The sequence below is a fragment of the Trichocoleus sp. ST-U2 genome (genome assembly GCF_039961875.1).
Taxonomy (GTDB): Bacteria; Cyanobacteriota; Cyanobacteriia; order Cyanobacteriales; family FACHB-T130; genus FACHB-T130.
Map to the genome: position 1 here is coordinate 149,815 of NZ_JAMPJY010000001.1, position 18,809 is coordinate 168,623.

13 protein-coding genes are annotated in these 18,809 nt (G+C 47.3%); 7 read left to right on the forward strand and 6 right to left on the reverse strand.

Translation table 11 applies throughout. The annotated features are described in order from the left end of the window. Positions 1–9: 9 nt before the first annotated feature. Together NC996_RS00600 and NC996_RS00605 are read right to left on the reverse strand one after the other, a co-directional pair. Positions 10–1,701, reverse strand: coding sequence for a TolC family protein (locus NC996_RS00600; RefSeq protein WP_242037141.1), 1,692 nt, complete (start codon positions 1,699–1,701; stop codon positions 10–12). A 259-nt stretch (positions 1,702–1,960) separates the two neighbouring features. After that, positions 1,961–2,527, reverse strand: coding sequence for a PadR family transcriptional regulator (locus NC996_RS00605; protein WP_190683249.1), 567 nt, complete (start codon positions 2,525–2,527; stop codon positions 1,961–1,963). Positions 2,528–2,755: 228 nt separating this feature from the next. Between NC996_RS00605 and NC996_RS00610 the strand changes: the two genes are divergently transcribed. Together NC996_RS00610 and NC996_RS00615 are read left to right on the forward strand one after the other, a co-directional pair. Further along, the gene (locus tag NC996_RS00610; protein ID WP_190429053.1) at positions 2,756–4,141 is read left to right on the forward strand and encodes an efflux RND transporter periplasmic adaptor subunit; all 1,386 of its coding nucleotides are present in this window, start codon (positions 2,756–2,758) and stop codon (positions 4,139–4,141) included. A 109-nt stretch (positions 4,142–4,250) separates the two neighbouring features. After that, positions 4,251–7,442, forward strand: a complete 3,192-nt coding sequence (locus NC996_RS00615) for an efflux RND transporter permease subunit (protein WP_190683251.1) — start codon at positions 4,251–4,253, stop codon at positions 7,440–7,442. A gap of 154 nt (positions 7,443–7,596) precedes the next feature. Here the strand turns inward: NC996_RS00615 and NC996_RS00620 are convergent, their stop codons facing one another. From NC996_RS00620 to NC996_RS00630, 3 genes are all read right to left on the reverse strand, one after another. Then, positions 7,597–9,426 carry a ribonuclease J gene (locus NC996_RS00620; RefSeq protein WP_190429051.1) on the reverse strand — a complete coding sequence of 610 codons (1,830 nt, stop codon included), beginning with the start codon at positions 9,424–9,426 and terminating at the stop codon, positions 7,597–7,599. A gap of 204 nt (positions 9,427–9,630) precedes the next feature. Further along, on the reverse strand, positions 9,631–10,515 hold the full coding sequence (gene dapA, locus NC996_RS00625; RefSeq protein ID WP_190683254.1) for a 4-hydroxy-tetrahydrodipicolinate synthase: 885 nt from the start codon (positions 10,513–10,515) through the stop codon (positions 9,631–9,633). Positions 10,516–10,621: 106 nt separating this feature from the next. Further along, the gene (locus NC996_RS00630; RefSeq protein WP_190414675.1) at positions 10,622–11,665 is read right to left on the reverse strand and encodes an aspartate-semialdehyde dehydrogenase; all 1,044 of its coding nucleotides are present in this window, start codon (positions 11,663–11,665) and stop codon (positions 10,622–10,624) included. Between the two features lie 448 nt (positions 11,666–12,113). Between NC996_RS00630 and tig the strand changes: the two genes are divergently transcribed. The 5 genes from tig (at position 12,114) to NC996_RS00655 (ending at position 18,007) form a co-directional block, all read left to right on the forward strand. Next, positions 12,114–13,568, forward strand: coding sequence for a trigger factor (tig, locus tag NC996_RS00635; RefSeq protein WP_190683257.1), 1,455 nt, complete (start codon positions 12,114–12,116; stop codon positions 13,566–13,568). A gap of 157 nt (positions 13,569–13,725) precedes the next feature. Further along, positions 13,726–14,418 (forward strand): ATP-dependent Clp endopeptidase proteolytic subunit ClpP, encoded by a 693-nt coding sequence (gene clpP, locus NC996_RS00640; RefSeq protein ID WP_190414673.1) that lies wholly within the window; start codon positions 13,726–13,728, stop codon positions 14,416–14,418. A 9-nt stretch (positions 14,419–14,427) separates the two neighbouring features. Continuing rightward, positions 14,428–15,768 (forward strand): ATP-dependent protease ATP-binding subunit ClpX, encoded by a 1,341-nt coding sequence (gene clpX / locus NC996_RS00645; protein WP_190414672.1) that lies wholly within the window; start codon positions 14,428–14,430, stop codon positions 15,766–15,768. Positions 15,769–15,882: 114 nt separating this feature from the next. Continuing rightward, the gene (locus tag NC996_RS00650) at positions 15,883–16,788 is read left to right on the forward strand and encodes an alpha/beta hydrolase (protein ID WP_190683259.1); all 906 of its coding nucleotides are present in this window, start codon (positions 15,883–15,885) and stop codon (positions 16,786–16,788) included. Positions 16,789–16,924: 136 nt separating this feature from the next. After that, a complete protein-coding gene (locus NC996_RS00655) occupies positions 16,925–18,007 on the forward strand; it encodes a hypothetical protein (protein WP_190683262.1) in 1,083 nt (360 codons plus the stop codon). A gap of 156 nt (positions 18,008–18,163) precedes the next feature. On the opposite strand, the gene NC996_RS00660 is transcribed toward NC996_RS00655, so the two are convergent. Beyond that, positions 18,164–18,778 (reverse strand): hypothetical protein, encoded by a 615-nt coding sequence (locus tag NC996_RS00660; protein WP_190683265.1) that lies wholly within the window; start codon positions 18,776–18,778, stop codon positions 18,164–18,166. Positions 18,779–18,809 lie beyond the last annotated feature (31 nt).

The following is an 18,809-nucleotide window of genomic DNA, read 5'->3' on the forward strand; positions in this document are numbered from 1 at the left end:
TCGCTCACCCTATTGGGGCTGATCGAAAAGTTGACTATCTGGGAGATTGCTGATCGCCCGTTCGAGAGCTGCCAGAGAGCGATTGTAATCCAGAACCGCTGTAAGACGGTTTACTCTAGCACGAGTTAGCTCGGTTTGAGCGCTAATGACATCTGTCTGGGTACCAACGCCAGATCTAAATCGTAACTCTGCCAGACGCAAGCTTTCTTCTGCCTGGGTAACGGCAAAAAAGGCAGTTTGAATATTCTCGGCATTCGACCTTAAGTTGAAATAAGCTTGTTCCACCTCCAAGCGGATTTGGTTGCGCTGGTCGGCAAATTGAGTTTCAGCGATCGCTATGTTCGTTTCTTCCTGACTGGCTCTCGCTCTGGCGGCTCCCCCATCGTAAAAATCCCATCGGAATTGCGCCCCCAGGGTTAAACCATCGGCTGGACCGATATCGTCATTTAATACCCCTAAAACGCTGTAGTTGGCAACGAGGTTGACTTGCGGTCTGGTTGCCGCCAGGGCAATGCGCCTTTGCTCTTGGCTGATGTTCCGTCGAGCCAAGAGCTGTTCTAGCTCGGCGCGATTTTTCACGGCGAGGATAATACTCTGTTCTAGTGTTAGATTCCATTCACCAGCGACCTCAATTTCATCTGCTGCCGCCACCTCAACGGTTTCCCCTAGACTCAACAGCCTCGTTAATTGCCTGCGGGCAATGCTCTGCTGACTCCGGCTGCGAGTGAGATCCTGCACGGCATTTGCCAGCTGCACCTGCGCCCGCAGTACGTCAAATCGCGTTCCAAGTCCAGCTTGTTCTAGCAATTGAGCATCCCGGAGACTCCTGGCGGCATCTGTCACTGCTGCTTGGGAAATCTCAGTTTGGGAGTCGGCTTCTTGCAGATCGTAGTAAGCATTGCTGACATCCAGGCGTAGTTGCTCGGACTGGCGTTCTACTTCTAACTGATCGAATCGCAGCTGTTCTTCTGCCGCCCGGATACGTGCCCCGCGCCGCCCGGAGGTGTAGAGTTCGTAACTCACTTGCAGGCCGGTGTCAAAGGATGTCGAAACAGTATTATCGTCGTCATTCCCCAAGAATGGGTTTAATGGGGATGACTGTTGTCGCCGATTTTGTAGCTCAGCATTCGGGGAATCTGACCTAGTAAAATTTGATTCTACGCCGATTGTTGGAAACTCAGCCGCCCGAAATTCTCGCACGGATGCCCGCGATCGCTCTAGGGTAAGAATTGCCACTTGTAAATCCCGATTGTTGCGCCGTGCCAGCTCCAGAGCTTGTTGTAGGGTAATTCGTTGGAAGTTTTGAATTTGCACTTCCTCAGATCTGGTCGGAAATTGTAGGGGATTAGCGCTGGGGTTGAGATATTCAGGGGGTAGGCTTTCCAGCGTGGCGGGTGCTTGTGGCGATTGTGCTGGAGCCGACTGGGAAACGTCTGTCTTGCCTCCCGTTGCATTTGGAGGGCTAGCTCCATCTCGGCTAACGGCTTCCTTTAGCGTCTGGGAAGAGATTGCGGGAAGCGCTGGGGTAGGGGCAACCGACGGGGTTCCCTTACTTTCAGCGGAAGTAGGATTTGGCTGAGTAAGCGGAGGCTTTTCTTGTGCAACACTGACTTTTGCACAGCTCATGGCGATCGCTGCACTCGCACCCACAGCCATGAAACCAGTTCCTACCCAGTGAAACGGATGACTAGAATTTGGCATAAGTTTTTGAATTTGGTCTGCGCTGTTAGAAAAACTTCTTTTCTTTAGCTCAAGCACCTTAAGAAGGATACTGGGTTGCGAATGTGCTTGGCAAACGAATTTTTGTGAATTGGGGCAAGAACCTGAAAATGCAGAACCCTAAGCCTGATATTGGTGCATTCTGCCAGAAATAATTGATTTCCTTAGCCCTAAAGCAGATAGCCCCTGTATTTCCCTTGACATGGCTTTGCCATTATTTGATTGCAGTATTCGATGTCTCTCAAGTGGCGATGATTCCCGCCTCTACGTGGCTTTGCCCCGAACTTCCCAGAGAGGGTTCGCTTCGTTCAGACGCCAGTCGTTCGTTCAACCATTCGATTTCGCTTTGAATCACTGCTTTACATCTGTGCCAAACTTCTGCCTGGTAAGGTTCTGCTGGCAGCGATTCTCTTTCTTGGCTTTCCAGGCGCAGCCGACAAACCATCAAGCGATGCTCCAGCAACTTAATCCGTTTGGCAGGTTCTAAGTGACCAAAAAAGAAAAACTTGATCGTGAAGCGAGAGCGAGCATTCACCCAGCTTTCATGGGGATATTCCATCATTTTGTGCATCCATCGCTCGCGCCCTCGATCCGTAATGCTGTAAATCTTGCGGATCGAACCCGCTTCTCCTTCCTCCTCTACCAGCACTGATATTGCACCCCGTTCTTCCAGGCGCTTCAAGAGCGGATAAATAGCTCCATAGTTGACGCTGATACAACCACTCATGAACAGCTCTAGTTGCTGTTTTAGGCGGTAGCCATGTAGCGGTTCGCGTTGTAGTAGACCTAAAGTAGCTAATTCCAGCATTTATATCAATCTGATACAATTAATAGTTGCATTTGATTTTAATATATGTAGATGTTATCTGCTGTCTCTCTTTCGCAATCATCCGGCTGAGGTGGGGTGGCGATGAGCGCAAGCCGATTAAGAAAACTATATAAGCCAATCGCGACGTTGTTAAAAGTCGTTTAAGTACCGCTTTGTAAGCGTAGAGCGCTTTGCTATCAAACTTAAGTAAAAGGAGAGGAAACGACAATGCCCGATCCTGATTCCCCGTCTCCAGTTCCAATTGACGCAGAACCGTCTGCGATCGCAGACGATCGTCAGGCTCTAGAAAACGATGAGTCTGCGTATCAACCAAGGAAAAGACAGCGTTGGTCTGTGGCGCTGGGAATTATCCTTTTAATTGTCGGTGCAGGTTTTGGTTGGCGGTGGTGGCATAGCCGTGCTAATGATGCACCGAATGCGACTGCGGCGGCGGCGGGTCAACCTCAAGGAGTTCCTGTCAAGCTATCAACGATAGAGACAGCGACAATTCAGGAAAGTTCCGAGTTTGTCGGTGCTTTAGAAGCGCAACGTTCAGTGGTATTAAAGCCTGAAATTGACGGACGAGTCAGTCAGATTTTTGTTGCTGAAGGCGATCGGGTTCCGGCTGGGAAGCCCTTAGTCCAACTCAGCCGCGAAAAGAGACAAGCAGAATTAGCTGGCGTCCTCCAGGCTGTTAACGCCGCCCGCGCCACCCGTGCCAATGCCGCCTCGCAAATTAAAGCCTTAGAAGCAGAACGGGCTTCTCGTGTCGCTGAAGTGGAACTACAACAGGAAAACCTCCGCCGCACTTCCACCCTCGTACAGCAAGGCGCGTTGCCCAGAGCGCAACTAGACCAAGTTACCCGCGATATCCGCGCCGCCCAAGCCGCCTTAAATGCTAGCAACCAAGGCATTCAGGCAGCTCAAGCCAGCCTTTCCGAAGCGCAAGCAGGGGTACGGCAAGCTGAAGCCAACGCCAATCTTTCCAATGAAGAACTGAAAGATGCCACAATTATCGCCCCCATCGCTGGCGTTGTCGGACTTATCCCAGTCAAGTTAGGGGACTACGTTAAGAGTGGCGATACGATTGCCACGGTTACTCAAAACCAAGCGCTAGACCTGCGGTTATCTATCCCGCTAGAACGAGGGCCAGATTTACGCTTGGGGCAGAGAGTTGAAGGGAAGGATTCTCAAGGAAAGGTGCTAGGTACAGGTCAAATTAGCTTCATTTCGCCTAGAGTAACGAGCAATTCTCAAAGCATCCAAGCAAAAGCTAGCTTTGACAATTCACAAGGACAACTGCGGGATGGACAATTTATCAAAGCCAATCTGATTTGGCAAGAACGGCCGGGAGTTTTAATCCCAACTAGCGCTATTTCTCGCTTGGGTGGAGCAACTTTTGTTTTTGTGGCGCAAACACAACAACCTCAACCAGGACAACCAGAACAATCAGGACAACCCAAACTTGTGGCTAAGCAAAAGCCCGTGAAATTGGGTCAGATCCAGAAAAATAACTATCAAGTGCTAGAAGGATTAGAACCAGGAGAAAAAGTTATCATCTCAGGCCTTCAGAATTTGTCGGATGGCGCTCCCATTCTTCCTGAGTCTAAGTAATCAGTAATGGGTAATAGGTAATGGGTAGGATAATGGAGAATCTTCTCCACAAATCTCTAATATCTAATACTTAATACCCACTAATTACCAATTACCAATTACCAACAATATGTTTGCCGATTTCTTCATTAAGCGACCAGTCTTTGCTACAGTCTGCGCCATAGTTATTTTGCTAGTGGGAGGAATTAGTATTCCCACTCTACCTATCGCCCAGTTTCCAGAAATTAGCCCGACTCAAATCAACGTTACGGCTAACTACAGCGGAGCTAGTGCTGAAGTCGTAGAAAACGCTGTGACCAACATTTTAGAAAGGCAAATTAATGGAGTCGAGGGATTAAAATATCTGAGTTCGAGCAGCAGTAACGATGGCACCAGTACAATTACAGCTACCTTTGACTCATCCCGGAACAAAGATATCGCCGCAGTCGATATTCAAAATAGAGTTTCCGTCGCCCAACCGCAGCTACCACAAGCCGTACAACAAACTGGGGTCACGGTAACAAAACAGTCCAGCAACATCCTCTTAGCAATTGGTTTGTACGCCGAAAATAAAGAGTACGACAACATATTTTTAAGCAATTACGCAGACCTCTATTTAACAGATTCTCTGAAAAGATTAAAGGGCGTTGGTGACGTGCAAATTTTCGGTGAACGCCGATATTCTATGCGTTTATGGCTAGACCCGAATCGGCTTGCTAGTCGTAGTTTAACGGCTCAAGATGTAGTCAACGCACTCCAAGAACAGAACTTACAAGTCGGTGCTGGGCGAATCGGTCAGGAACCTGCTCCAGAAGGGCAAATGTATCAAATTGACCTGCGTGCAGTCAGCCGGCTGACAGAAGCTTCTGAATTTGAGGAAATTGTCTTAAAAACGGATACTGACGGCACGCTTGTCAAACTTAAGGATGTGGGGAGAGCAGAATTAGGAGCGGAAAATTACAGCTCTTTTCTGCGATTTCGAGGCAATGATGCTGTAGGTTTGGGTATTTTTCAGCTTCCCGGTAGTAATGCTTTGGATGTTGCCAGAGCAGTGAAAGCAGAAATGGCAAAACTGGCTACTCGCTTTCCGCCTGGCTTGCAATATCGGGTGGCGTTTGACACAACTTTGTATGTTGAACAATCGCTCAAAGAAGTAGTTAAAACACTATTTGAAGCGATTGTTTTGGTCGTCTTAGTTATCTTTGTTTTTTTGCAAGATTGGCGAACAACTTTGATTCCAGCAGTGACAATTCCCATTTCCTTGATAGGAACTTTTGCTTTTATCAAGGTATTCGGGTTTTCGATTAATAGCTTGTCTCTGTTTGGTATTACATTAGCTACTGGGTTGGTGGTTGATGATGCGATCGTTGTAGTTGAGGATATCGATCGCTTGATCCAGCAAAAGGGGATGACTCCTCGTGCAGCTGCAAGTGAAGCGATGCGGGAACTTTTTAGCGCCTTAATTGCAACTTCACTGGTGCTAATGGCGGTGTTTGTTCCAGTTGCATTTTTTCCCGGAACAACGGGAGCGCTGTACAAGCAATTTGCATTAACAATTGCTTTTTCAGTTGCTATTTCTACCTTTATTGCTATTACATTGACTCCATCTCTTTCAGCTTTGTTATTGCGTCAGGGACAAAAGCCTGGAGGATGGCTTGGCTGGATTTTTGACCGAATTAATGGAGCGATCGACTGGACGCGTCGAGGATACAAGCGATCGCTTAACTTCCTGACACGCTTTCGAGGCTTCGTAGTCGGGTTGTTTATCGTTTCTTTGGGAATAACTGCTTGGCTTTATCTGAGCGTACCTACAGCGTTTCTTCCCGAAGAAGATCAGGGTTATTTCATCACGCTTGTCCAAGGGCCAGAAGGCGTTTCCCTGCAATATACAGGCGAAGTTATGGACAAGGTAGAAAAAGAAATTCTTAAAAACCCTGAAGTAGTCGGAACTTTCGTAGTAGGTGGCTTTAGTTTTAGCGGTAATACTTCTAACAATGGGATTATATTTACTACTCTCAAACCTTGGGAGGAACGCCATAAAAAAGAGCAGTCAGTGCAGGCGATTATTGGCAGTTTATTTGGTACGCTATCAGGTATCACCGAAGCAAGAGTCTTACCCGTTAATCCTCCATCAATTCAAGGTTTGGGCAGTTTTGGCGGCTTCCAATATCAGTTGCAAGACCAACGCGGTAATAGTCCCCTAGAGTCTTTGGTTCAGTCAATGGGTCAACTATTAGGTCGTGCTAACCAGACACCTGGATTGCAACAAGTGTTTAGCACTTTTGCTGCAAATACGCCACAGCTACTAATCGAAGTTGACCGCAACAAAGCTAAGGCGTTGCAAGTTTCGGTAGACGACATTTTTAATACACTGCAAACATTCTTGGGTTCGCAATATGTAAATGATTTCAATTTACAGCAAAGAAATTATCGGGTATACGTGCAAGCAGACAAACAGTTTCGCTCTAACCCGGAAAATATTGGTAATCTGTACGTCCGCTCCCAACAAAATCAGATGATTCCTTTGAGCAATTTGGTAAAAGTTACTCCAACGACTGGAGCGCAAACTATTAATCACTACAATCTATATCGCTCCATTGAAATCACTGGTTCTGCTGCTCCTGGCTATAGCTCAGGACAAGCAATTAAGACAATGGAGGAGGTATCCAAAGAGGTTTTACCAGTTGGTTTAGGTTATGAATGGTCGGGGACTTCACTAGAAGAAATTGAGTCTGGCGGTCAAGCACCAATAATTTTTGGTTTGGGACTTATTTTTGTGTTCTTGGTGCTGGCTGCTCAGTATGAAAATTATGTTGACCCCTTCATTATTCTGCTTTCAGTTCCGCTGGCAATTTTAGGGGCATTGTTAGCTCAATCGATGCGCGGGTTGTCTAATGATGTTTATTGCCAAATTGGTCTAGTAATGTTGATTGGTTTGGCTAGTAAAAATGCAATTTTAATTGTAGAATTTGCCAACCAACTCCGAGAAAGCGGGATGTCAGCAACCAAGGCGGTGGTTGAAGCTTCCCAAGAGCGTTTGCGACCAATTCTGATGACTACTTTCGCCTTTGTCTTGGGTATTGCTCCTCTGGTAAATCCCGAAGGAGCAGGAGCCGCCAGCCGACGTTCTCTAGGAACTGCGATCGCAGGCGGTACCATTGTCTCCACTGTCTTAAGTTTATTCATTGTGCCAGTTCTGTATATCGTAATTGTGACGGCACGCGATCGCTTAAAAGGTGGTGGAAAAAAACCCGGTGGAAAGTCTAAACTAACTAAAAAACCAGAACCGAGTCGAGAAGCTGATATTTTGCACCATCACTAAGCGCACAAATTCAAACTGGCGATCCAGAAAGGATCGCCAGTTCTGAGGGAATTTTATTCCCAACTACAATTTTGCACTGTTATCTTTTCTAGCGTTAGGGAAGCTCTGCGCGATCGCCCTACATTAACGATCCTCAAGCTCCCTATCTGCCTGATTAGGATGCGACCTTCGCAGTCGAACGGCGGCGGCGTCTTCCGGCAGCCTTCGCAGGTGGCTCTTCTTCCGGAGTTTGCAGTAAGAAGACGAGCAACGGGCGAGAAGACTGGAATTCGCGGCGGATCAATCGCTGGAGGGCAGACTCCATTTGAGTTTGCAGCCCTATCCAGTCAACTTCTAAAAGTTCATCATCCAAGGTGCGGGCGAATTCTGACCAGCGATCGCTCAAAAGAGATTCTAGGGTTTCGCGGACAATTCCCTGTAGGCGATCGCGTTCCATTGATGTCACGACACCGCGCAGGTGAACTTCCGGCTTAGCACTCAGTTTGCCTTCCCAGTTCACTGCTGCTGCAATCGTGACAATTCCATCCTCAGCCAACTGCTGCCGTTCCTTCAGCACATTGGCTTTCACTACGCCAGAATTATCTACCAGCTCAATGCCAGAAGGAACTTTACCTTTGACGCGGATGCCATCTTCCGACACCTCCACGACATCCCCATTGTCAATAATCACCATATTTTCCGCAGGGATGCTCATGCTCTGGGCAGTCTTGGAGTGCTGAATCAACATCCGATGCTCGCCGTGAACTGGCAAGAAGAATTTCGGACGAGTCAAAGCAATCATCAGCTTTTGGTCTTCCTGACAGCCGTGACCGGAAACGTGAATCCCCTTATCACGACCATAGATGACATTCGCACCTTGCATCATCAGCTTATCAATGGTGTTAACCACTGCAACGGTATTTCCCGGAATCGGGTTTGCCGAGAAGATCACCGTATCACCCTTACGGACTTTAATTTGTCGGTGTTCGCCGTTGGCAATCCGCGTCATTGCTGACATTGGCTCCCCCTGCGAACCTGTAGTTAGAACGAGCACTTTGTCTTCAGGCAGCTGATGAATCGACTGCAAAGGTTGGAAGAGATTGTCCGAACACTTGATATAACCCAAATTGCGTGCTTGGGCAATCACATTCAGCATCGAACGACCCACAACGGATACCACCCGTCCGTGTTTTTGGGCGATTTCCAAAACCATATTGATCCGGTGGACGGACGAAGCGAAAGTCGTCAATAGCACTCGTCCCTTTGCTTGACTGATAAAGCGCTCAAGATTGGGATAAACTGAGCGCTCAGAAGGGGTGAACCCTGGTACTTCCGAGTTTGTAGAGTCGCTAATCAGGCATAAAACGCCTTTTTCGCCGTATTCAGCCAGCCTCTGTAAATCAAAAAACTCGCCATCTACGGGTGTGTGGTCAATCTTAAAGTCACCCGTATGGATGACGACGCCAGCTGGAGTATGGATAGCAACGGTGAAGCTATCCGCGATGGAGTGAGTGTTGCGAATAAATTCGACGAAGAAGGAAGCGCCAATTCGCACCATGTCGCGGGGTCCTACCCGTTTGAGCGTGGTGCGGTTTAAAACGCCTGCTTCTTCTAACTTGCCTTCTAGCAACGCCATTGCAAGGCGGGGACCATAGATGACTGGAATATCAAATTGTTTGAGGTGATATGCAATTCCCCCAATGTGGTCTTCATGACCGTGGGTGACGATCATGCCCTTAATCTTGTGGCGATTTTCTCGCAGATAAGTCATATCGGGCAGGACGATATTGACGCCGTGCATGGAATCGCTAGGGAAAGCCAATCCAGCATCTAATAGAACAATTTCGTCGTTGTATTCAAAAACACAAGTATTCTTTCCAATTTCATGCAGCCCGCCCAGGGGAATCACTTTCAGGGCGGGGGCAGATGATTCGTTCTTATTTAGGATGGGTGCGGATGATTCGTTCTTATTCAGGATGGGTGCAGATACTTCGTTCTTAGTCATTTGTTTCCTTCTATTAAGTCAATCAATGTCAATCAATACAAAATCGTTGAAAATTTGCATAAGATAGGGCAGCTTTGGCACGTAAAAAGCCCCAAGTAAAAAGAGAAGGTTGTGTCTTTGATCTTTTTACTTTGTCTTTTTTTGCCGTTTGCCTTTCTACTCTTGCCTTTGTGGATGTATTCAGTTTTTCAAAAAACCGTCGCCTTACATCAAAGCCATCTGAGTCATTACAGCCTCTACCATTTGCCTATCTGACTCTGAGAGATGGCACAGTGGTGGACGAGTGGCCCCTACATCCCAACCTTGCAGTTGTAGAGCCGCTTTGACCGGAATAGGATTGGTTGAACAAAACAAAACTTTAAATAAGGGAAAAAGTTTCAGGTGAATCTCGGTTGCTACCTGAGGTTGACCGTTTTCAAAGGCTTGGATCATCTGTTGGAGCTGAGTCCCTACCAGATGGCTGGCAACGCTAATAACTCCAGCAGCCCCAATGGCTAATAAAGGCAGCGTCAGGGAATCATCCCCAGCGTATATCTGAAACTCTGCGGGGGTAGTGCGTCGAATTTGACTCGCTTGGTCTAAGTTGCCACTGGCCTCCTTGATTGCCACAATATTCGGAATCTCTGCTAAACGAGTCACGGTTTCTGGCTGGAGATTCTGTCCGGTGCGACCGGGTATGTTGTAGAGGATCAGGGGCAGGTCTGGGCAGGATTGGGCGACGCGGAGGAAGTGCTGATACAACCCTTCTTGCGGGGGCTTGTTGTAGTAGGGAACAACTTGTAAAGATCCATCTAATCCTAGTTTAGCGGCTTTTTCGGTGGCTGCGATCGCTTCTTTGGTTGAATTTGACCCCGTACCTGCGATTACCTTCGCTTTGCCAGCTACCGCCCGCTGCACTACCTGAAATAACTCGTATTCCTCATCCCAAGTTAGCGTCGGAGATTCCCCCGTCGTGCCGCATACTACTAAGGCATCGCTGCCATTTTGAGCCAAATGAGCCGCCAGTTGCTCTGCAACAGCGTAATTCACACTGCCATCTTCTTTAAACGGCGTCACCATTGCGGTGAGAACGCGCCCAAAATTTACCACACTCTTTGAACTCCTCCCTGTTTTCGTGATTAGTTTTGTGATGGGTTGTTTGTTGGTAGAGGTACACAACGACTGTGCCCCCTACTGTTGTAAATCGCTTAAAAAACTATTTAGAAAAAGCTGGGGTTGTTGGTTTCAGTAGATGCCGTTCTACCAATAATTCGGCAATCTGGATGGCATTAAGAGCCGCTCCCTTGCGAATTTGGTCTCCACTCAGCCACAGTTCTAACCCACAAGGATGAGAAATATCTTGCCGAATCCGACCCACTAACACTTCATCCCGACCGCTGGCTTCAATAGGCATCGGGAAATAATTGGTCTGCCAGTTTTCGACCAACTTAACGCCAGGAGCATTCGCTAACACTTCCTTTGCCTTTGCTACTGGGAAGGGTTGCTCAAATTCTAGGTTAATCGCTTCTGAATGGGCGCGGAGTACGGGAACCCGCACGCAGGTTGCTGTCACTCGCAGATCGGGCGCACCGAAAATTTTGCGCGTCTCGTTAAGCATTTTCAGCTCTTCCTCACAATAACCCAGATCGGTCATCGGGGAATTATGGGGAAACAAATTAAACGCTAAGGTGTAGGGAAAAATGCCTGGTTTCGGGTCTTCTCCCCGTAAAATTGCTGAAGTGTGGGTTTTTACTTCTTCCATTGCCCTCGCACCCGCACCGCTTGCCGATTGGTACGTAGCGGCAACAATGCGTTTGACTGGCTGCACTTGATGCAGGGGCCAAACCGCCACTGCCAACAAAATCGTCGTGCAGTTGGGATTGGCAATGATTCCTTGATGAGTTGCTGCTGCTTCTGGATTTACCTCTGGAACCACGAGAGGCACCCCTGGATCGAGTCGAAAGGCGCTGGAGTTATCAATCACTACTGCCCCAGCGTCTACTGCTTTCGATGCCCAGGCTTTAGAAGTAGAGCCACCGGCAGAAGCTAGCACGACATCCACATTATCAAACGAGCGATCGCCCACTGCCTCTACAGGCAAATCTTCGCCTAAAAATTGCAAAGTGCGACCGGCGGAACGGGGGGACGCCAAGAGTTTCAACTCAGCAACCGGAAAGTTACGGGATTCTAGGAGTTCTAGCAACTCCGTACCCACCGCACCCGTTGCTCCCAGAATGGCAACGCGATAGGAATCAGACAAAGATGGTTCCTCCTCTTGAATACATAGTAGGTGTCAAAAGCTTTAATGAGAGTGAGCCAAAACAGTTAAATATTTTTTTTCGTGAAATTTGAGCTTGTACGGGAAGACGCTTTTTATTGACTGTTGCTTGTTATATAACGAATATCTCTAAAGAAATTTTACACAGCTTAGCACCGACTTTGTCGAAGTTTCCAGTCCTGAACAAGCTAAATTGAATTCGCAACAGAGCGATGGCTTAGTCAATGTACTATCATCAAATATGTCAACGAGAGGGATAGGTAAGGTTTTATTTACCAAAGCTCCAACTGTTGCAAAACTAGGATATCACGGGGTTGAGACAGAAATTGTATCCATTTGGCTTGAACCGACCGTCCGAAAACGTCTGCAATACCCGCCCTCTCGAATTGTTATCAACCTTGTCGCTCTGAGTTTTGAGAGAAGTTAACTGATGAAAGTTACCCAGGAAAAGCTTCCCGCCAGCAAGATTGGCTTGGAAATTGAAATTCCAGCCGATATGTCAAAAAATGCCTACGAGCAGGTGATTCAAAAGCTCGCACGCTCAGCCAATATTCCTGGGTTTCGCAAAGGAAAGGTGCCTCGCCAGATCCTGCTACAGCAACTGGGAACGACCCGAATTAAAGCAACTGCTTTGGAAGAACTGATTCAAGATGGTCTCCAGCAGGCTCTCAAGCAAGAAGCAATTGAGGCGCTTGGTAACTATGAGCTGCGTTCTGACTTCGAGGAATTAGTCAGCCAGTTTAAACCTGGAGAACCTATTACTTTCTTAGCTGCGGTAGATGTCCAACCGCAGGTGCAGCTAAGCGATTACAACAACCTCTCTATCACAGCCGAAGAAGTCCCCTATGACTCCAGTGCGATAGAGAAGTTTTTAGAAGAGCGTCGCGTCGAGCAAGCTACGTTAATTCCAGTGGCAGGTCGTCCGGCACAGATGGGAGATGTGGCGGTAGTCGATTATACCAGCCGCTTTGTCAGCGAACAAGAAGATGAAGCACAGGAAGAAATTAGTGGGGGTCAGGCAGAAGACGCTCAAATAGAGCTGTTAGAAGGGCGGTTCTTGAGGGAATTTATCGATGGGATTGTGGGAATGAATCCCGGAGACAGCAAAGAAGTAGAAGTAAAGTTTCCGGAAGATTATCGCCAAGATTTAGCCGGTCGCACAGCGATGTTTACCATCACGCTCAAAGACCTCAAGGAAAAAGAGTTACCGGCGGTGGATGATGACTTTGCCCAAGAAGTCAGCGAGTTTGAAACCCTGGCTGAATTGCAAGCTGACTTAGAGAAGAAATTCCGAGAGAAGGCCGATCAAGAAATGTCAGCCAATAAAGAGCAAGCACTTGTCAAGGAACTTTTGAAAAGAGTTGAAATTGACCTGCCGGAAACCCTGATTCAGCGGGAAGTTGAAACCATGCTTCGTCAAACCATCATCCAGATGGGGCAGATGGGGATGGATGTCAAGAAAGTGTTTACTCCCGACATGGTAAAACAAATGGGCGTGCGATCGCGTCCGGAAGCCATCGAGCGGATCAAACAAACTCTGGCACTTGAGGAGATTGCTCAGCGCGAATCCCTCAAAACCGAGCCGCAAGAGGTGACAGACAGAGTCAATGAGCTACTCCAGCAGTTCCCCGATCAAGAGATCGACCTAGAACGGTTGCGTACCATTGTCGAAGGCGATCTTCTCAAAGAAAAAGCGATTAAGTGGCTGGAAGAACACGCCACGATTGAACTGGTTCCCCAAGGCTCTCTCGCACCTGAGGAGACGGAGGAACAGGCTCAAACAAACACTCCAGAAGCACTAGAAGCGGCGCAAGCGGAAGATTCGGAAGTAGAAGCAATCGCTACTGAATCCGTACTAGAAGCTGAGGTGTCTGAGGTTGAATAAACCTTGTGTCGGGGCAATTTTTAAATTGCCCCAACATCTGCACACGCAGTCCTGAATGGTCAAATACAGCGGATTCGGATATAACGGAAGTATGTGGTGACAAGCCACTCGCCAGTTCACCTGATAGTGCAGCGTTTAAATATAAGTTTCGCTCGTTATGGATTTATCTCTGTCCCGGAATTACGAAATCACAAACCTGAGGAAGAGTAATATTTACTCGCAACTCCCCAGCAACGTCGTCCCTATGGTGGTGGAACAGTCCGGAATGGGGGAACGGGCGTTTGATATCTACTCGCGGCTGTTGCGAGAGCGCATCGTTTTCTTGGGGACGCCGGTTGATGATAATGTGGCTGACTCGATTGTGGCTCAGATGCTCTTTTTAGACGCCGAAGACCCAGAAAAAGATATTCAGCTATACATCAACTCCCCCGGTGGCTCAGTGACAGCTGGGATGGCGATCTATGACACGATGCAACAAATACGCCCTGATGTTGCTACCATATGCTATGGTTTAGCAGCCAGTATGGGTGCGTTTTTGCTAGCAGGTGGAGCGCAGGGTAAGCGTATGGCTTTGCCTAGTTCCAGGATTATGATTCACCAGCCCCTGGGAGGCGCTCAGGGACAAGCGGTTGATATAGAAATTCAAGCAAGAGAAATTCTCTATCATAAGCAAAAGCTGAACGAGCTACTAGCTCAAAATACTGGTCAGCCGTTTGATAAAATTTCGGCAGATACCGAACGCGACTTCTTCATGTCATCTGCTGAAGCAAAAGATTACGGTTTGATCGATCAGGTCATCTCCAGACAGAACCTTCCCCACTCGGAAGCAACTGTTACTTCACTCAGGTAAGAGGCAAGTATGTCTAAGTACGACTCCCATCTAAAATGCTCATTTTGCGGCAAGTCTCAAGAACAGGTACGCAAGTTAATTGCAGGGCCGGGAGTCTACATCTGTGATGAATGCGTTGACCTATGTAATGAAATTTTAGATGAGGAGTTGCTGGACTCTGGGGCACCCGCACCCCAACCAGTACCTCGCGCCGAACCTCCCCAGAAGCGTCGAACCCGTTCGGGGAATATTTCTTTAAGTCAAATTCCCAAACCGAGAGAACTGAAAAAGTATCTCGATGAACACGTCATTGGTCAGGATGAAGCCAAAAAAGTGCTTTCTGTAGCGGTGTACAACCACTACAAGCGCCTGAGTTTTATCCAGTCTAAAGGCAGTGGCAAAGGTGGGCAGGAAGATCAAGTAGAGTTGCAAAAATCTAACATTCTTCTGATTGGGCCGACGGGATGCGGGAAAACTCTGCTGGCGCAAACGCTGGCGAGTATTCTGGATGTGCCCTTTGCAGTAGCAGATGCTACCACGCTTACAGAAGCGGGGTATGTGGGGGAGGATGTAGAAAATATCCTACTGCGACTGCTACAGGTGGCAGACCTCGACGTTGAGGAAGCCCAGCGGGGGATTATTTACATAGATGAAATTGATAAGATTGCCCGAAAGAGCGAGAACCCCTCAATTACGCGGGATGTTTCCGGTGAGGGCGTTCAGCAAGCTTTGCTGAAGATGTTGGAAGGGACGATTGCGAATGTGCCGCCGCAGGGTGGACGCAAGCATCCCTACCAGGACTGCATCCAGATTGACACCAGCAACATCATGTTTATTTGTGGTGGTGCTTTTGTTGGGCTGGAAAAAGTAGTAGAGCAGAGAACTGGTAAAAAGTCAATAGGCTTTGTCCAAGGTGGCGAAGGTCAACCGCGAGAAAAGCGGACAGCAGATATTGTGAGGAACCTGGAGCCGGACGACTTGGTGAAGTTTGGGATGATCCCAGAGTTTATCGGTCGGGTGCCTGTGGTGGCGGTCGTCGATCCGCTGGATGAAGAGGCGCTAATGGCAATTCTGACAGAGCCTCGGAATGCTTTGGCGAAGCAGTATCAGAAGCTGCTGAAGATGGATAACGTGCAACTGGAGTTCAAGCCGGATGCGCTGCGAGCGATCGCGCAAGAAGCGTATCGGCGGAAAACAGGCGCACGAGCGCTGCGAGGCATTGTTGAAGAACTGATGTTGGATGTGATGTACGAGTTGCCGTCCCGCAAGGATGTGACTCGCTGCATGATTACGCGGGAAATGGTCGAGAAGCGATCGACTGCCGAACTCATCGTACATCCCTCCTCGATGCCAAAGCCCGAATCTGCCTAAAGCTTGTATTCGCCCTAGGGACAAAAAAGCTGAAAATAATATAGAAACCCGTTTTCTTTCTCGAAGACGGGTTTTTTACATAATAAGCATCACTCAAAACTCAAAAATTTCAACATGGCTCATATTCAAGTTCGCGGCATCGCCCATTATTACGAGTGGATTAAGACACCCAGCGAGGAAGGTAAAAATAAGCCGGTGATGGTCTTCGTACACGGCTGGGGGGGGTCTTCTCGATACTGGGAAAGTCCTGCAAAAGGCCTTTCAGATACGTTTGACTGTTTGCTGTACGATATGCGAGGATTCGGGCGATCGCGTAAACTTTCGCCTGTGGGGAACGGTAGCGCCTTAGCAGAAGAAATCTCGTCTCCACTAGCAGACGAACCTGCGACAGCGGAAGAGTTTACTTACGAAATGGAAGAATACGCAGATGACCTAGCAAGCTTATTAGATGCCTTAGAACTGGAGCGCGTATACATCAATGCTCATTCTATGGGCGCATCTGTCGGCGTCTTTTTTCTAAACAGCTACCCAGAACGAGTATTCAAGGCAATCTTAACCTGTAGCGGCGTTTTTGAATACGACGAAAAATCATTTAAAGCCTTTCATAAATTTGGCGGTTACGTCGTCAAATTCCGTCCCCGTTGGCTGTATCAACTTCCGTTTGTTGACCGAATGTTTATGGCGCGATTCTTGCATCGCCCGCTACCCGGTGCTATCAGTCGTGCTTTCTTAGATGACTTTCTCATGGCAGATTACCAAGCTGCTGTAGGCACCATGATTACCTCAGTTAGCGAAAAAGCTTCTGAAGTGATGCCGAATGAGTTCGTCAAGCTTACCGTTCCAACACTTTTAGTTGCTGGCGAATACGACATTATCATTCCCGCAGCAATGGGGCGACAAGCAGCAGGATTAAGTGAGAAAGTCGAGTATGTTGAGATTCCCGATACCGCTCACTTCCCCATGCTAGAGGCACCGGAAGCTTACCTGAAGGTAGTGCGAGAGTTTCTGGGACGGGACTAACTCCAAAATTTTTAGACTCATAGAGAGTGTCAACCTTTAGGTTTTCTTATAACAGTGTATAAACGGTGAAGGTCATGCCACCTTCACCAAGAACTAGCGTTGATTTGCGATAGCAAAATGAGACATTGCACTAAGTATGTTAAGACAATCTAAGGGCAAGTTTTTGTTCAAATCTGAAGCATTGCTTGAAGAATTCATTTGGTTGCATCTCAGTTCCTTGCTTAATTTAAATAAACTCAAGAAACAACACATTATCAACAAACAAAATAGAGCGGATATTTTAGGGGTGGATTCTTTCGGGAGACTTGCAATTTTGGAGATTAAAAAAGGAGGTGATAAAGGCAGTATAGACCAACTTATACGATACAAGGATAACTTAATTAACAATTGTCCGCAAACTCCTGAATTCTCTAAGGTAGATTTCGATAAAGATTTTCTTCTAATCGCTGTAGCGTCTTTCTTTTCAGATTCTACTAGAACCTACGCTGAAAATAAGATACCAGGTTGTTTGCTTTTGACTTATCAAGTCGAAAAAACTTTAAACGGCGAATACTATTTAATATTTAAAAATATTGCTAGCACTGTATTTTCTCAAGTGAAGATTGAGGTCTTTGAGGATTCTCTCTTTGATGCTATGCCGTCATTTATGCAGGCATACTTGTTGGAAAGACCTCAAATCCGAGAAAATGTATTGAGAATCATTCAAACTATACAATCTTACAGTTCAGATATACGATTTGACAGCTACACAAGGTATTCGCAAGATAATGTCTCCAAAGAAATTGTATTTGCTAAATACAATAAACAAGGACAAGTGCCAAAAGACAAAATTTGTGCTGCTTTTAGTTATAACTACGGGCTAAATTTTCCTACTGGAAAGCTATCTCTACAGGTTTACCTACCAACTGTTGAAATGAACCCAAGAACATATAAACGAACAAAACAAGTAGATAGTATATATGTAGAAACTAATGATTTTGTGAAGGTGACTGAACTAAGGGATCTAAATTACACATTGCATAAGGCAATTGGTTTACCGTTAAAGTATCCGCTAAAAACCCCAGAGATAGATGAGGCATTTTACAGTTTTGAGGACTACTATATCAACTACCGGAAGTATATGAAGTCTCGGCAGAAGTTAAGCCCAATTAAACACTCTGATTTTACTTCTGTAGAAGGAGTAGTGAAAATGGCTCTAGAAGATTGGTCTGTAAGATAAGGTAGGAATTGAATATGTCAAGTGAAATTATTACAGTTCAAATTCAAGAAATTCTCTGTTAGCGGTTGGTTAATATTGTTTGTTCTACTGGGCGATCGCTTCCTTTCCCTTCGCTGTTTTGCTACCGGGCGATCGCTCTCTCCACAAAAGTTCTACTTAGCCAGGTTTAAAGCGTAGCAACCCAATCAGGGCAACGCCTGTAATCGCAGCAACGACAACCCATGCCACGGTTAAACCGACTACCTCACTAACGAATAAGCGCGTCGCTTCGCGCAACAGTCCGCCAACAGCCCAACCCATCCCTAGCCCCATCGCCCAGCTGACAGAACTGACCAAGATCCATATCCAAGCTTTTTGCGCCTGCTCAAACAGGACAAGCCCTTGCAGCAGTCCCAGCAAAGCGCCTGCCAGTGCCCCATTTAGGATTCCAAAGATTATCCTGGCTTCAAATAGTAAGGTTTTGGGTGCCACCCAGCCGATGGCTCCGATACCACTGCCGCTAATGAAGCCCCAACTCAGTACGCTAGTGAGTACCCACCAACCCGCGATCGCTTTTGGCATCGCTTTACTCACCTCAACTCGCTGTCTGAGAACTAACCCTTGTGCCAAACCAACCGCAACCCCGCCGATTGCACCCTCTACAACGCCAATATCGGGTCTTTCACCCACCTCGATCCACAACAAACTGACTAAAAATCCCACGAGGGTGACAAATACCCACTGGAACCAGAAAATGTAGTAATTGGTAATTGGCGATTGGTCATTGGTCATTGGTCACATTGCTAATTGCTCATGGTTCATC

What these genes read in the sequence shown, in the direction of transcription:
- clpP (WP_190414673.1), top strand. Translation starts at nt 13,726, where the DNA reads ATGGATTTATCTCTGTCCCGGAATTACGAAATCACAAACCTGAGGAAG.
- NC996_RS00600 (WP_242037141.1), bottom strand. Translation starts at nt 1,701, where the DNA reads ATGCCAAATTCTAGTCATCCGTTTCACTGGGTAGGAACTGGTTTCATG.
- clpX (WP_190414672.1), top strand. Translation starts at nt 14,428, where the DNA reads ATGTCTAAGTACGACTCCCATCTAAAATGCTCATTTTGCGGCAAGTCT.
- NC996_RS00650 (WP_190683259.1), top strand. Translation starts at nt 15,883, where the DNA reads ATGGCTCATATTCAAGTTCGCGGCATCGCCCATTATTACGAGTGGATT.
- NC996_RS00660 (WP_190683265.1), bottom strand. Translation starts at nt 18,778, where the DNA reads ATGACCAATGACCAATCGCCAATTACCAATTACTACATTTTCTGGTTC.
- NC996_RS00610 (WP_190429053.1), top strand. Translation starts at nt 2,756, where the DNA reads ATGCCCGATCCTGATTCCCCGTCTCCAGTTCCAATTGACGCAGAACCG.
- NC996_RS00620 (WP_190429051.1), bottom strand. Translation starts at nt 9,426, where the DNA reads ATGACTAAGAACGAAGTATCTGCACCCATCCTGAATAAGAACGAATCA.
- NC996_RS00605 (WP_190683249.1), bottom strand. Translation starts at nt 2,527, where the DNA reads ATGCTGGAATTAGCTACTTTAGGTCTACTACAACGCGAACCGCTACAT.
- NC996_RS00615 (WP_190683251.1), top strand. Translation starts at nt 4,251, where the DNA reads ATGTTTGCCGATTTCTTCATTAAGCGACCAGTCTTTGCTACAGTCTGC.
- tig (WP_190683257.1), top strand. Translation starts at nt 12,114, where the DNA reads ATGAAAGTTACCCAGGAAAAGCTTCCCGCCAGCAAGATTGGCTTGGAA.
- NC996_RS00655 (WP_190683262.1), top strand. Translation starts at nt 16,925, where the DNA reads ATGTTAAGACAATCTAAGGGCAAGTTTTTGTTCAAATCTGAAGCATTG.